Origin of the sequence: Streptomyces venezuelae ATCC 10712, assembly GCF_008639165.1 — a bacterium.
GTDB lineage: Bacteria > Actinomycetota > Actinomycetes > Streptomycetales > Streptomycetaceae > Streptomyces > Streptomyces venezuelae.
Genome location: NZ_CP029197.1, coordinates 825,094 through 838,641, shown reverse-complemented (window position 1 = coordinate 838,641; position 13,548 = coordinate 825,094). Strand labels below are relative to the sequence as shown.

Below are 13,548 nucleotides of genomic sequence, written 5' to 3'. Positions count from 1 at the left end.
GGCCGGACGGAGAGTCACCGACTCCCCGTCCGGCCGTTCGCGTACGCCGTCCGCGATGTGGATTCGAGTTCATTAGAGTGCACTATCGAGTGCTCTATGCTGGACTTCGACAGAGCGACCCGAACATCAGCGAACGGCGGACCATGACTCTCACGCTCACCGTCTCCGACGAGGTGCGCACCCTCGTCCCCGGCTTCACCGCTCTGGTCGTCGAGGCCCGAGGACTGATCAACGGACCCAGCGACGAAGCCAGTTCGGCCCTCCTCGACGAGGCCGCACGGCGGCTCGCCGAGCGCCTCGACGGCCGGAGCCCCGACCAGGACCCGCACATCGCCGCCTGGCGCGCCGCGTACACCGCGTTCGGCGCCAAGCCCTCCCGTACCCGCAACTCGGCCGAGGCGCTCGCCAGGCGCGCGCTCGCGGACGGCGGCCTGCCCCGGATCAACCGGCTCGTCGACGCCTACAACGCGGTCAGCGTCGCGCACCTCATCCCGGTCGGCGGCGAGGACCTGGGCCGGATCCAGGGCGCCATGCGCCTGATCAGGGCCACCGGCGACGAGCCCTTCGTCACCGTGGCGGGCGGCGTGGAGAACGTCGAGCACCCCGAACCCGGGGAGATCGTCTGGTGCGACGAGGAGGGCGTGACCTGCCGCCGCTGGAACTGGCGCCAGGGCCCCCGTACGCGCATCGACGACGCCACCGTCGACGCGTTCTTCCTGCTGGAGGCGCTCGACCCGATGACCGGGGACGAGCTCCGTGCGGCCGGCGCGGAGCTGGCCGAGTCGCTGGCGAAGCTCAGCCCGGGGGCCCGGATCACCGTCCGCGATCCGGAGTGACGATTCAGCGCCGCTCCGGCAGCCCGCGCTCCCGCGTCAGCCCGCGTCCTTGACCTGGGCCGGCGTCGGAGCCGTGCCGCCGAGGTGGGCCGGAATCCACCAGGTGTCGCTCGCGTCCTTGGTGCGGACCGGGTAGGCGCGCTGCGCCGCCTCCAGGAGCTCCTGGACGCGCTCGCGCAGCCGCCGCGTGATCGCGCCCGCGTACTGGTCGGCCGGAGCCTCGACGGGCTCGCCGACGCGGATCGTGACCGGGATGTGGCTCCGCTTGAAGTTCCGCGGCCGGCCCTTGGTCCAGATCCGCTGCGTGCCCCAGAGCGCCATCGGGATCAGCGGCACCCCGGCCTCCTGGGCGAGCCGCGCCGCGCCCGTCTTGAAGCCCTTGAGGGTGAAGGACTGCGAGATGGTCGCCTCGGGGAAGACGCCGATGATCTCGCCGGCCCGCAGCGATTCCAGCGCGTGCTTGTAGGCGTGCTCGCCCGCCGCACGGTCCACCGGGATGTGCTTCATGCCGCGCATGAGCGGTCCCGAGATCTTGTGCCGGAAGACCGAGTCCTTCGCCATGAAGCGCACCAGGCGCTTCTGCGGCAGCGCGGCAAGGCCCGTGAAGATGAAGTCCAGATAGCTGATGTGGTTGCTGACCAGCACCGCGCCGCCCGTGCGCGGGATGTGCTCCGAACCCTGCGTGTCGATCTTCAGGTCGAGCGCCTTGAACATGCCCTTCGCGGCGCCGATGACCGGTCGATACACGAGTTCTGCCATCTGAGAGGAACCCCTTCTTCTGTGCCTGCGGAGGGTTCTCCGGGCGGAAGTTACGCGGCCGTAGGTTTTCGGCTTTGGGCAGATCGTGCCCCATGTGGGCCGCCGTGACCAGTCCAGGCGGCTTCGTACAGGGAGATTCTCGTCACTCGCGGTGGCCGTGGCGGGAATCGAACGCCGACGTGCGACGCTGCACCAGGTGGGACGGCCCGAGGCGGGGCCGCGAGGAACGCGGGAGATCCGGCGCGGATCCGGCGAAGGTCCGGGGAAGCCCGGGGAAGGGGAGACACGGGTGAGTGAGGTCCTGGGATCCGAGGCGCTCGGCGCCGAGCTGGGGGAGCGGGCCACCCTCGTCCAGTTCTCCACCGCGTTCTGCCAGCCCTGCCGCGCCACCCGCCGCACCCTCGCCGAGGTGGCCGCGATGGTGCCGGGGGTGGGGCACGTGGAGATCGACGCCGAGGAGCGACTCGATCTCGTACGCGCGCTCGGCATCGCCCGTACCCCCACCGTCCTCGTCCTCGACCGGACGGGCCGTGTCGTCCGCCGCGCCGCCGGACAGCCCCGCAAGGCCGATGTCATCGCCGCCCTGGGGCGGGCGGTCTGACGCCGTGACACTCCTCCCACATCACGGTACGCACTTGACTGCACGCGGCAACGATCGTCACCCTGACGGAGTGCCCCCAGAACTCCTTCTCTACGGCCGGACCCACGTGGACCTGGCCCGCAACGCGAGCGCGCGCTGTCCGGGCGTCTGACGACCCCCGGACCCCAGCCATGCCGCCCTCGCAGAAGGACAACTCCATGACGGTCTCGCCCGACCTCCGACTCGACACCGTTCCCACCATCGGCGCACCCCGGCAGGCCTCTCCCGACCTGCTCCGCTCCGTCTTCCGCCGGCACGCGGCCGGCGTCGCCGTCGTCACCGCCCACGGCGAGCGCCCCGTCGGCTTCACCGCGACCTCGCTCAACTCCGTCGCCGCCGACCCGCCGCTGATCTCCTTCGGGGTGGGGACGACCTCCTCCAGCTGGCCCGTGCTCGCCGAGGCCGAGCACATCGGCGTGCACATACTCGGCGAGCACCAGCAGGACCTCGCGGCCACCTTCGCGCGCAGCGGCGCCGACCGCTTCGGCGAGGGGACCCGGTGGAGCGTGGGGCCCGAGGGCGTGCCCGTCCTCGACGGCGTACTGGCCTGGCTGGTCTGCCGCGTGGTGGCCCGGGTGCCCGCGGGGGACCACCGGATCGTGATCGCCCAGGCCGTCGCGGGAGACCCCGACGGGGTGGGCAGGCCGCTGCTCTACCACCACGGCCGCTTCAACGCGCTGCGTGACTGAGGGTTCCCTAACCTGGGCGTTGTCAAGGTCACACGTCTGAGCGCTTGCTTACTGGTAACGGACTGGGTGTACTGGCGAGTAATATTCTGGTCGGGGCGTCCGGCGCCCCGACCGGAAACCCGCCCTTCAGGCGCCTATGCTGCGAGCAACAAGGCAGCCCAGTTATGACGATGCAGTAGGAGAGCCGGCGTGAGCTTGAGGATCGTTGTCTGTGTGAAGTACGTGCCCGACGCCACCGGCGACCGGCACTTCGCCGATGACCTGACCGTCGACCGCGACGACGTCGACGGCCTGCTGTCGGAGCTCGACGAGTACGCGGTAGAGCAGGCGCTGCAGATCGCCGAAGAGGCGGACGACGCCGAGGTCACCGTGCTGACGGTCGGCCCCGAGGACGCCAAGGACGCGCTGCGCAAGGCGCTGTCCATGGGCGCCGACAAGGCGGTCCACGTCGAGGACGACGACCTGCACGGCACCGACGTCATGGGCACCTCGCTGGTGCTCGCCAAGGCGATCGAGAAGACCGGCTACGACGTCGTCATCGCCGGCATGGCCTCCACCGACGGCACCATGGGTGTCCTCCCGGCGATCCTCGCCGAGCGGCTGGGCGTCCCGCAGGTCACGCTGCTCTCCGAGGTCTCCATCGAGGACGGCGTCGTGAAGGGCCGCCGTGACGGCGACACCGCCTCCGAGCAGCTGGAGGCCTCCCTGCCGGCGGTCGTGTCCGTCACCGACCAGTCGGGCGAGGCGCGCTACCCCTCCTTCAAGGGCATCATGGCCGCCAAGAAGAAGCCGGTGGAGTCCCTGGACCTCTCCGACCTCGACATCGAGGCCGACGAGGTCGGCCTGGAGGGCTCGTGGACCGCGGTCGACTCGGCCACCGAGCGTCCGGCGCGCACCGCCGGCACGATCGTCAAGGACGAGGGCGAGGGCGGCAAGCAGCTCGCCGAGTTCCTCGCGAGCCAGAAGTTCATCTAGGACTCGGCGCCGTGCGCCGGGACGACGTCCCAGGCCCGCGCGAGCCCCTCAGACCGCCCCTTTCCGTTCGCAGGAGATTGAAGTCCCATGGCTGAGATTCTCGTCTACGTCGACCACGTCGACGGAGCCGTCCGCAAGCCCACCCTGGAGCTGCTGACCCTCGCCCGCCGCATCGGCGAGCCGGTCGCCGTCGCCCTCGGCAACGGCGCCGCCGACACCGCGGCCGTCCTGGCCGAGCACGGCGCGGTGAAGGTCCTCACGGCCGACGCCCCCGAGTTCGCCGAGTACCTGGTCGTCCCGAAGGTCGACGCGCTCCAGGCGGCGTACGAGGCTGTGTCCCCGGCCGCCGTGCTCGTCCCGTCCTCCGCCGAGGGCAAGGAGATCGCGGCCCGCCTCGCGGTCCGCATCGGCTCCGGCATCATCACCGACGCCGTGGACCTGGAGGCCGGTGACGAGGGCCCGGTCGCGACGCAGTCCGCGTTCGCCGCCTCCTTCACCACCAAGTCCCGTGTCTCCAAGGGCACCCCGGTCATCACGGTCAAGCCGAACTCGGCCCCCGTCGAGGCCGCCCCGGCCGCCGGCGCCGTCGAGACCCTCGCCGTCTCCTTCTCGGAGAAGGCGCAGGGCACGAAGATCGTCGCCCGCACCCCGCGCGAGTCGACCGGCCGCCCGGAGCTGACCGAGGCCGCGATCGTGGTCTCCGGTGGCCGTGGCGTCAACGGTGCCGAGAACTTCGCGATCATCGAGGCCCTCGCCGACTCGCTCGGCGCGGCCGTCGGTGCCTCGCGTGCCGCGGTCGACGCCGGCTGGTACCCGCACTCCAACCAGGTCGGCCAGACCGGCAAGTCGGTCTCGCCGCAGCTGTACATCGCCTCCGGCATCTCCGGCGCGATCCAGCACCGCGCGGGCATGCAGACCTCGAAGACGATCGTCGCGATCAACAAGGACGCCGAGGCGCCGATCTTCGAGCTCGTCGACTACGGCGTGGTGGGCGACCTCTTCGACGTCGTCCCGCAGCTGACCGAAGAGGTCAAGTCCCGCAAGGGCTGATCTCTCCGTGCAGGTGTGACCTGCGCTTCTGTACGGTCCGGGGGCCGCGTGGTGATGATCACCGCGCGGCCCCCGGCCGTTTCGGACAGCCATTGACGCGGGTCCCGGCGGACTACTAACTTCGCTATACGGATTGTTGATTCCGTGAAGCGGAAAATAGGAGGATGTGGGATGGGTCAGCAGGAGAAGGTGTCGACGAGCCTCGCGGGCGCGGTCAGCGAGGGCATCAGCGCCTCCCTCGCCGCGGTGGACGCCGAGCTGGACCGCCGCTACCCGGGAGACCCCGGCACCCGCCAGCCCGTCCACACCGTCTACGTCCCCGGCAACGTCTTCGACGCCGGAACCATCCGCTCCTGGGGCGACCAGGCCCTCGCCGCCCTCGACGAGCACGCCCCCGACGCCGCCTCCTTCGCCGCCGTCCTCGGCCTCTCCGACGACCTCGCCGAGGACGTCTACGGCCGCGTCCGCGCCAAGCTGGAGCGCGAGCCGATCGAGGACCTCCGGGTCGACTTCGAGGACGGGTACGCCGGTGACGACGAGGACCAGGACGCGGCCCGCGCCGCCCGGCTGATCTCGGAGGCGTACGAGAAGGGCACCGCCGCCCCGTACATGGGCATCCGGATGAAGTGCATGGAAGCCGCCGTACGCGACCGCGGCATCCGCACCACCGACGTCTTCCTCACCGGCCTCCTGGAGAACGGCGGCCTCCCCGACGGGCTCGTCCTCACCCTCCCCAAGGTCACCTACCCCGAGCAGGTCACCGCCTTCGTCCGCCTCCTGGAGGCCTTCGAGAAGGCACACGGCCTCGACGCCGGCCGCCTCGGCTTCGAGATCCAGATCGAGACCAGCCAGGCCATCCTCGGCTCCGACGGCACCGCCGCCGTCGCCCGCATGATCGGCGCCGCCGAGGGGCGCGCCACCGGGCTGCACTACGGCACCTTCGACTACAGCGCCTGCCTCGGCGTCTCCGCCGCCTACCAGGCAAGCGACCACCCGGCCGCCGACCACGCCAAGGCGATCATGCAGGTCGCCGCCGCCGGCACCGGCGTCCGCGTCTCCGACGGCTCCACCAACGTGCTCCCGGTCGGCTCCACCGAGCACGTCCACGAGGCCTGGCGCCTCCACTACGGCCTCACCCGCCGCGCCCTCGCCCGCGCGTACTACCAGGGCTGGGACATGCACCCCGGCCACATCCCCACCCGGTACGCCGCCGTCTTCGCCTTCTACCGCGAGGGCTTCGAGGCCGCCGCCAAGCGCCTCTCCGCCTACGCCAACCACGCCGGCGGCGACGTCATGGACGAGCCCGCCACCGCCAAGGCCCTCAGCTCCTACCTGCTGCGCGGCATCGACTGCGGCGCCCTCGACACCGCCGAGGTCGACGCGCTCACCGGCATGAACCGCGCCGCCCTCGACCGCTTCGCGGCCCCGCGCCGCGGCGACCTGACGGCCTCCGCGGAGTAGGAACGCGGAGCCGGCCGACCCGCCGTTCCCCCGCTGTGCGTGCCACGGCGGGGGAACGGGCCGGCGTGCTGCCGAACCGGTGTCGGTCGGTGGCGGTCGGCCGGTGGGTGGCGGCCGGTCGGACGGTGCCGGCCGGGCTTTCGGTGTCGGTCGGTCAGACGGAGGGCGGCGGGATCTCGCCCGAGCCGCGGGCCAGGAGGGTGGTCCCGAGGACCACCCGCTCCGGTGCCTCGTCGACCCCGTCCAGACGACGGAAGAGACGTTCCGCAGCGGTCCGGCCGAGCGCCGCCGCGTCCTGGGCGATGACCGTGATGCCGAGCAGGTCCGCCAGCTCGATGTCGTCGAAGCCGACCAGGGCGACCCGCCGCGGGTGGCCGGAGAGAGCGCGGACCACCGTGACCAGGACCCGGTTGTTCCCCGCGAACAGCGCCGTCACCGGCTCCGGTGCGGCCAGCATCTCCCGTACCGCCGACCGCACCCGCTCAGGCCCCGTGGAACCCACCGAGACCCAGGCGTCCTCGACCGGCAGACTCGCGTCCTCCATCGCCGCGCGGTAGCCGCGCAGCCGCTCGGACGCGGTGTGGATACGGGGCCGGTCACCGATGAATCCGATCCGGCGGTGTCCGTGGGCGATCAGATGGGCCACCCCGTCGCGCGCCCCGCCGAAACTGTCGGAGAGGACGGCGTCGGCGTCGATCAGTCCCGCGGGCCGGTCGACGAAGACCGTGGCCACACCCGCCCTGATCTCCGGCTCCAGATAGCGGTGGTCGGTCCCGGCGGGGATCACGATCAGCCCGTCGACCCGGCGCGCGCACAGCGCGAGCGCCAACTCCTGCTCGCGGTACGGGTCCTCCGCGCTGGACCCGTTGATGAGCAGCGCCCCGTGCGCCCGTGCGACCTCCTCCACGGCCCGGCTGAGCGGCCCGTAGAACGGGTCGGCGAGGTCCTCGAGGACGAGGCCGACGGTCGCGGTCCTGCCCTTGCGGAGGACCCGCGCGCTGTCGTTGCGGCGGAAGCCGAGGATCTCGATGGCCTCCTGGACCCGGCGCTCGGTGTCCGGGGTGACCCCCGGCTCGCCGTTCACGACCCGCGACACCGTTTTCAGGCCGACGCCGGCCCGTGCGGCGACGTCCTTCATCGTGGGCCGGTTGCCGTAGCGGTGATCGGGGCGGCGGGCGATGTCGGCCACGGTGCGCGGTTCCTCCGTCGGGGCTCGGTCGGTCCGGCCGGAGCTCGGCGGCCGGTCGGACAGGGGGGTGTCCGGTGGACTTCCCCTGGCCGAAGCATAGGGCCTGGACAACGTTGTCAACGGGCTGGGAGACTGGACGTACACCGTTCCGCCGCACGTCGCCGACTGGAGACCCCTCGCCCATGCAGACCGATTCCGCCACCGGCCCCGCAGACGGTCTCGCCGACGGCCCCGTCGAGGGGCTCGTCGTCGCACTCGACATCGGCGGCACCAAGATCGCCGGTGCACTGGTCGACGGCGAGGGCGGCATCCGGGTCCGCGCGCAGCGCCCCACCCCCGCGCGCGAGGACGACGACACGGTGATGCGCGCGGTCGAGGACGTGCTCGCCGAACTCGCCGCCTCGCCCCTGTGGGAGGACGCCGGAGCCGTCGGGATCGGCAGTGCCGGACCCGTGGACGCCCACCGGGGGACCGTGAGCCCGGTGAACATCCCCGGCTGGCGCGACTACCCCCTGGTCGAGCGCGTCCAGAAGGCGGCCGGCGGCCGGCCCGTCACCCTGGTCGGCGACGGCGTCGCCATGACGGCCGCCGAACACTGGCTCGGAGCCGCCCGCGGCCACGACAACGCCCTGTGCCTCGTGGTCTCCACCGGCGTCGGAGGCGGCCTCGTCCTCGACGGCCGACTCCACCCCGGCCCCACCGGCAACGCCGGTCACATCGGCCACATGGTCGTGGACCTGGACGGCGAGCCCTGCGCCTGCGGCGGCCGCGGCTGCGTCGAGCGCCTCGCCAGCGGACCGAACCTCACCCGCCGCGCCCTGGAGAACGGCTGGCGTCCAGGGCCCGACGGCGACGTCTCCGCCGCCGCCGTGGCCGCCGCCGCACGCGCGGGCGACCCGATCGCCCGCGCGTCCTTCGAGCGGGCCGCCCAGGCCCTCGCGGCGGGCATCGCCGCGACGGCGGCGCTCGTCGAGATCGACATCGCGGTGGTCGGAGGCGGGGTGGCGGGCGCGGGCGAGATCCTCTTCGCCCCACTCCGCCGCGGCCTCGCCTCCTACGCCACGCTCTCCTTCGTCCGGAACCTGACCGTCGTCCCAGCCCTCACGGGCACGGACGCCGGCCTCCTGGGCGCGGCAGCGGCAGCGGCAGCGACGACGGCGCGCTGACGCGCCCCAGCTGGGCGCCCGCGACGGGACCGACGCCACCGGGCCGACGCAGGTCTCGCGCGCTTCCCCGGCCACCCGGCCACCCGCGTCATTCCTCCCGTACGGGCTCCGGTACCCGCTCCGGTGTCCGCTGCTCGACGATCACCAGGAACGTGTCGGTCTCCAGGTCCATCACGACCCGGGCCGGCACCCCCTCGTCGCGGCGCGCTCCGGCGAACTCCTCCGCCGGCCAGCTGCCCCGCGGGCCGCCGGCCGGAAAACGTTCGAGAACCTGACGACTCATTCTCCGCACCCCCTCGTGCTTGCCGTTCTCAACGACGGGGGCGCGGAAGCGTCACGCAGGTGCCCGGACATGTGTTCGTGGTTTTCGTGGCAGGGTGTTGAGGGCAAGCCACAGGGGGCTACCGATGAGGGGGGAATCGTGATCGTCTGGATCAACGGTGCGTTCGGCGCGGGGAAGTCCAGCACCGCGCGCGAGCTGGTCGATCTGATCCCGAACAGCACGCTGTACGACCCCGAGGTCACCGGCGGAGGCCTGCGCGGACTCCTCCCGGCCAAGCGGCTCGCCGAGGTCGAGGACTACCAGGACCTGCCGATCTGGCGGCGGCTGGTCGTCGACACCGCCGCCGCGCTGCTCGCCGAGGTCGGCGGCGTCCTGGTCGTACCGATGACCCTGCTGCGCCAGGAGTACCGGGACGAGATCTTCGGCGGGCTCGCCGCCCGCCGCATCGACGTGCGCCACGTCCTGCTCGCCCCGGAGGAAACGATCCTGCGTCAACGGATCGACGCCCGCTCCGAGGACGCCGACCCCGAGACCGACGCCCGAATCCGCGAGTGGTGCCACGACCACGTCGCGCCCTACCAGGCGGCCCTCGACTGGCTCGCCGCAGACGCCTACGTCGTCGACACCTCGACGCTCACCGCCCCCGAGGCCGCCCGGTCCGTCGCCGACGCGGTCCTGGGAGGCCACGCCACCCCCTGCGGCATCGTCCAGACGCCCGAGCCCACCGGCGAGACCGTCGCAGCCGGAGTGCTGCTCTTCGACGAGCAGGATCGTTTCCTGCTCGTCGACCCCACGTACAAGCCCGGCTGGGAGTTCCCCGGCGGAGTCGTCGAACCCGGCGAACCGCCGGCCCGCGCCGGCATGCGCGAGGTCGCCGAGGAGATAGGCCTCGCACTCGGCGCCGTACCCCGCCTCCTCGTCGTCGACTGGGAACGCCCCCAGCCCCCCGGCTACGGCGGACTGCGCCTCCTCTTCGACGGCGGAACCCTCGGCGCCGACGACACCGCCCGGCTCCATCTGCCCGGCGCCGAACTCCGCGCCTGGCGCTTCGTCACCGAGGAGGAGGCCGCAGACCTCCTGCCCCCGGTCCGCTACCAGCGCCTCCGCTGGGCCCTGCGCGCCCGCGAACGCGGCACCGTGCTCAACCTGGAGGCCGGAAGCCCCGTCGGCTGACCGGCGGAGGCACGCCCGTTCGGCCCGGGCGCGAACAAGGGCGGCCGAACGGCGTGCGGTCGGGGGCCCGTTGGGGCCTCGTTGGAGTCCTGTTGGGGAGCCGTTGGTGACGGTCGGCACAGTGCTGTCCACGTGCTCACCACGAAAGGCCCTTGCGACATGCGCACACCTCGCCCCGCGAAAGGCGTCACCTCGCTCCTCCTCGCGGCGGTCTCCGCCGGCGCCCTGCTCATGGCCGCGCCGGCCGCCCACGCCGACGACTCCGCGTACAAGATCTGCAAGGACACGTACGGGACACGGCTCTCTCCCAGCGGGTACGGCATTCCGCGCTACGACTACTCCCAGGGCGACTCCGACATCTGTGTCGCCGGACTCCAGGAGCTCGTCGCGCGGTTCGGCCTGACCTCGTGGGAGCAGAGCGGCGGCAACTTCACCGACGGCGTCTTCGGAGCCCGCACCGACTCGGCCGTCCGCAGGTTCCAGAGCAACCACGGTCTGGCCCCCGACGGCATCGTGGGGCCGCGCACCTGGGAAAAGCTCGTGACGGGCTGAGCCCCCCCGCCTTCTCCCGGACCTCCGTCCCGTACCCCTCCCTCCGCCTTCCTCCTCAGGAGACGATCCACGTGTTGACATCGCGCCGTGCGCGCCCCCTTGCCGCCCTGGTACTCGCCGCGTCCACGCTCGGGACGCTGCTGGCCACCGCGCCCCAGGCCTCGGCCAGTGAATACCGCTCCGCCTGCTTCGACAGCGTCGGCACCCGCAGGTCCGCCAACGGCTGGCTCATCCCCGCCCGGAACTTCCAGTACGGCTCGACGGGCGTGTGCGTCCGCGAGCTCCAGTCGGACGTCGCCTCGATCATGGGCATCGACCCGGCGGACTGGCCCTTCGTCGACGGCGTCTTCGGGACGAAGACCGACGACTACATCAAGGAGTTCCAGCGCCAGCACCACCTGATCGTGGACGGCGTGGTCGGCCCGAACACCTGGGAGGCGCTCATCTCCCGGACCACGGACTGACGGCCATGGCGAACAAGTGGGCGCGCACGCGCGCGTTCTGGGCCGGCGTCGTCGTCGCGAGCACCACCGCCCTGCTCGGCGGTCTCGCATCCTCCCCCGCACAGGCCTACTGGCCGCAGGACCTGGCCACCTGCAAGCAGGCGTACGGCTCCGAGGTCTACCTGGCGTGGGATATACCGACGGTGGTCCTGGCCAAGGGCTCGTCCGGAGTGTGCGTCAGGGGACTCCAGGACGCGCTGCTGGAGGCCGGGGCGGTCCGGGCCGAGGACCAGCCCGGCTTCGTCGACGGCTCCTTCGGCCCCAAGACGTACAACGCGGTGGTGGCCTTCCAGCGCAGGGCCGGGGTCACCGGCGGCGCGGACGGCGTCGTGGGCCGCTACACCTGGCACCACCTGATCGCCACCGTCGGCTTCGAGTAGCCGACCCGGCCGACCACATCTCTCCCAGAAAGCCATCTCCTGCCATGCACACCATCAGACGTACGGCCGTCCGCTCGGGCATCCTGGGCGCGGCGCTGCTCATGGCCGCGGGACTCGCGGCCCCATCGGCCTCGGCCGAGGCCGGCTACCTCGCGGCATGCACGAGCCAGGTCGGCACGCGCCAGGCGTACAACGACTGGCCCGTCCCGGCCGTGGACCTTGCCAGAGGTTCGCGGGGCGACTGCGTGCGGGCGCTCCAATGGGCCCTGATCCGGACGAACTTCGTCGACTCCGCCGATGTCATGACCTTCATCGACGGCGACTTCGGCCCCAAGACCGAGGCCGCCGTACTCCGGTTCCAGTCGAGGTACCCCCGGGAGACCGGCGGCCCGGACGGCATCGTCGGCATCAAGACCTGGGGCTACCTCCTCCCCGCCGCCGAAGGTTAGACGCCGCCCGCCGCGCGGGAGCGGTCGATCTCCCGGCCGCTCCCTCGACGGGTCAGCCGGTGATGGAGAAGAAGATCGAACCGTCCTCGGCCCACCACCAGGCGCCCTCGCCCTCGCTCCACTCCGACGCCCAGCTGTCGAGGGCCTCGATGAGCTGCCCGAGGTCGTACCGGAGATCGGCGTCGACCCGGTCGAGGACCGCGCGGTACGCCTCCACCGCGGGGACGGCCTTGGCGAGGGGCCAGCAACCGATCTCCGGCGAGCCCTCCGGGGGACGGGGTATGTGGAGCCCGATCTCCGAGGGCGGCCCGCTGAAGACGTACTGGTACGGCAGCAGGTCGGCCGGAACGCCCACCGCGCCGAGGGCGTCGTCCAGGGCGGAGAAGTAGGTGACGGGGCTCCGATAGCTCGCCAGGGTCGCGCTGTCGCTCGCGTTGTGGTCGATGATGATCTGAAGGGCCGCGTAGTAGGCGCAACCCGCGTAATCGGCGGAGGAGTCGGCCCGGCCGGCGACCAGCTCCGCGAGGGCGTCCGGCACCGAAAGACCCCAGTCCACACCCTGGTCGTCGAGACTCCGCTGACGCGCCTTCGCCCGGACGCCCATCGCGTCCAGGCGCCGGGACTCGTCGGCACTCAGCTCCAGGGCGGGCACGAAGCGCGCGATGTCCCCGCGGTTCGCCATGCTGTAATTCACAACCTTGCTCATGGGGTTCATGATGTCAGCGGGCACTGACATCCCCCCTCTTCAGGCCGCCGCGGCCGCCAGTCGGGCAGCCGTGTCCTCCGTCACCGGGGCGCCGTGGCCGCAGCACAGGACCGACGGGGACAACTTCGCCAGCGCGCGCATCGACTCCATGGCCACCGCCCGGTCCACATGGAAGACGCCGAACGTCACGTCCCCCACCGACGCCACCGTGTCCCCGGTGAACAGCACGCCGTGGCGCGGCAGATGCACCGCCATCGAGCCGGGCGTGTGCCCCGGCGTGTGGATCGCCACCGCGCCGTCCCCGAACCCGAGCTCCTCGCCGTCCTCGACCTCGCGGTCCACCCGCGTCGGCGGCGCCTCCGGCACCGTCAGGCCGTGCGCGAACAACGGCACCTCCCAGTCCAGGAGGTCCGGTTCGGGCACCGGCGCCTCGCCCCGGATCACCGGCGCGTCCAGCCGGTGCGCCAGGATCTCGGCGCCGTGGCGGTCCGCGAGTTCCCCCGCCGCGCCCACGTGGTCCCGGTGGCAGTGCGTCAGCACGATCCGGCGCAGCCGGTCCGGGTCGAGACCCGCCGCCCGGATCGCCGTCGCGGTCCGGTCGGCCGTTCCCGCCCAGCCGGCGTCGATCAGGGTCAGCTCTCCCTGGTCCTGCCAGAGGTAGGCCTGGCCGATGGAGTGGTCGAGAAGGTGCAGGCGCGGGGTGATCGGAGTCGGTTCCATGCGGCGAACCTACGCAT

General features: G+C 72.2%; 17 protein-coding genes. 12 read left to right on the top strand and 5 right to left on the bottom strand.

Annotated elements, in window-relative coordinates; translation table 11 throughout:
* Positions 1-143: 143 nt before the first annotated feature.
* Positions 144-836: a B3/B4 domain-containing protein gene (locus DEJ43_RS03525; protein ID WP_015031933.1), complete on the top strand. Its 693-nt coding sequence runs from the start codon at positions 144-146 to the stop codon at positions 834-836.
* A gap of 36 nt (positions 837-872) precedes the next feature.
* Here DEJ43_RS03525 and DEJ43_RS03520 read toward each other — a convergent pair whose 3' ends face one another.
* Complete coding sequence (locus DEJ43_RS03520) at positions 873-1,595, bottom strand: lysophospholipid acyltransferase family protein (RefSeq protein ID WP_015031932.1); 723 nt, start codon at positions 1,593-1,595, stop codon at positions 873-875.
* A gap of 289 nt (positions 1,596-1,884) precedes the next feature.
* Here DEJ43_RS03520 and DEJ43_RS03515 point away from each other — a divergent pair, with 289 nt between their 5' ends.
* The 5 genes from DEJ43_RS03515 (at position 1,885) to DEJ43_RS03495 (ending at position 6,410) form a co-directional block, all read left to right on the top strand.
* Positions 1,885-2,196 carry a TlpA family protein disulfide reductase gene (locus tag DEJ43_RS03515; protein WP_015031931.1) on the top strand — a complete coding sequence of 104 codons (312 nt, stop codon included), beginning with the start codon at positions 1,885-1,887 and terminating at the stop codon, positions 2,194-2,196.
* Positions 2,197-2,393: 197 nt separating this feature from the next.
* The gene (locus tag DEJ43_RS03510) at positions 2,394-2,924 is read left to right on the top strand and encodes a flavin reductase family protein (protein WP_015031929.1); all 531 of its coding nucleotides are present in this window, start codon (positions 2,394-2,396) and stop codon (positions 2,922-2,924) included.
* A 189-nt stretch (positions 2,925-3,113) separates the two neighbouring features.
* Positions 3,114-3,899, top strand: a complete 786-nt coding sequence (locus DEJ43_RS03505) for an electron transfer flavoprotein subunit beta/FixA family protein (RefSeq protein ID WP_015031928.1) — start codon at positions 3,114-3,116, stop codon at positions 3,897-3,899.
* Between the two features lie 87 nt (positions 3,900-3,986).
* Entirely contained in the window at positions 3,987-4,949 is a 963-nt protein-coding gene (locus DEJ43_RS03500; RefSeq protein WP_015031927.1) for an electron transfer flavoprotein subunit alpha/FixB family protein, read from the top strand.
* Between the two features lie 171 nt (positions 4,950-5,120).
* Complete coding sequence (locus DEJ43_RS03495; protein ID WP_015031926.1) at positions 5,121-6,410, top strand: DUF6986 family protein; 1,290 nt, start codon at positions 5,121-5,123, stop codon at positions 6,408-6,410.
* Positions 6,411-6,564: 154 nt separating this feature from the next.
* Here DEJ43_RS03495 and DEJ43_RS03490 read toward each other — a convergent pair whose 3' ends face one another.
* Positions 6,565-7,599 carry a LacI family DNA-binding transcriptional regulator gene (locus DEJ43_RS03490; protein WP_015031925.1) on the bottom strand — a complete coding sequence of 345 codons (1,035 nt, stop codon included), beginning with the start codon at positions 7,597-7,599 and terminating at the stop codon, positions 6,565-6,567.
* Positions 7,600-7,781: 182 nt separating this feature from the next.
* On the opposite strand from DEJ43_RS03490, the gene DEJ43_RS03485 reads away from it, so the two are divergent.
* The gene (locus DEJ43_RS03485; RefSeq protein WP_015031924.1) at positions 7,782-8,765 is read left to right on the top strand and encodes an ROK family protein; all 984 of its coding nucleotides are present in this window, start codon (positions 7,782-7,784) and stop codon (positions 8,763-8,765) included.
* An 88-nt stretch (positions 8,766-8,853) separates the two neighbouring features.
* Here DEJ43_RS03485 and DEJ43_RS03480 read toward each other — a convergent pair whose 3' ends face one another.
* On the bottom strand, positions 8,854-9,048 hold the full coding sequence (locus DEJ43_RS03480) for a hypothetical protein (protein ID WP_015031923.1): 195 nt from the start codon (positions 9,046-9,048) through the stop codon (positions 8,854-8,856).
* 138 nt (positions 9,049-9,186) lie between these two features.
* Here DEJ43_RS03480 and DEJ43_RS03475 point away from each other — a divergent pair, with 138 nt between their 5' ends.
* The 5 genes from DEJ43_RS03475 to DEJ43_RS03455 all read left to right on the top strand — a co-directional run bounded on the left by DEJ43_RS03475 (position 9,187) and on the right by DEJ43_RS03455 (position 12,105).
* A complete protein-coding gene (locus tag DEJ43_RS03475) occupies positions 9,187-10,221 on the top strand; it encodes an NUDIX hydrolase (protein ID WP_041662041.1) in 1,035 nt (344 codons plus the stop codon).
* Positions 10,222-10,380: 159 nt separating this feature from the next.
* On the top strand, positions 10,381-10,773 hold the full coding sequence (locus DEJ43_RS03470) for a peptidoglycan-binding domain-containing protein (RefSeq protein WP_015031921.1): 393 nt from the start codon (positions 10,381-10,383) through the stop codon (positions 10,771-10,773).
* A gap of 74 nt (positions 10,774-10,847) precedes the next feature.
* Positions 10,848-11,237: a peptidoglycan-binding domain-containing protein gene (locus tag DEJ43_RS37725; protein WP_051025831.1), complete on the top strand. Its 390-nt coding sequence runs from the start codon at positions 10,848-10,850 to the stop codon at positions 11,235-11,237.
* 5 nt (positions 11,238-11,242) lie between these two features.
* A complete protein-coding gene (locus DEJ43_RS03460; RefSeq protein ID WP_015031919.1) occupies positions 11,243-11,656 on the top strand; it encodes a peptidoglycan-binding domain-containing protein in 414 nt (137 codons plus the stop codon).
* A gap of 44 nt (positions 11,657-11,700) precedes the next feature.
* A complete protein-coding gene (locus DEJ43_RS03455; protein ID WP_015031918.1) occupies positions 11,701-12,105 on the top strand; it encodes a peptidoglycan-binding domain-containing protein in 405 nt (134 codons plus the stop codon).
* Between the two features lie 52 nt (positions 12,106-12,157).
* Here the strand turns inward: DEJ43_RS03455 and DEJ43_RS03450 are convergent, their stop codons facing one another.
* Both DEJ43_RS03450 and DEJ43_RS03445 read right to left on the bottom strand, forming a co-directional pair.
* Complete coding sequence (locus DEJ43_RS03450; protein ID WP_041662039.1) at positions 12,158-12,811, bottom strand: DUF7691 family protein; 654 nt, start codon at positions 12,809-12,811, stop codon at positions 12,158-12,160.
* A 39-nt stretch (positions 12,812-12,850) separates the two neighbouring features.
* Positions 12,851-13,531, bottom strand: coding sequence for an MBL fold metallo-hydrolase (locus DEJ43_RS03445; RefSeq protein WP_015031916.1), 681 nt, complete (start codon positions 13,529-13,531; stop codon positions 12,851-12,853).
* Positions 13,532-13,548 lie beyond the last annotated feature (17 nt).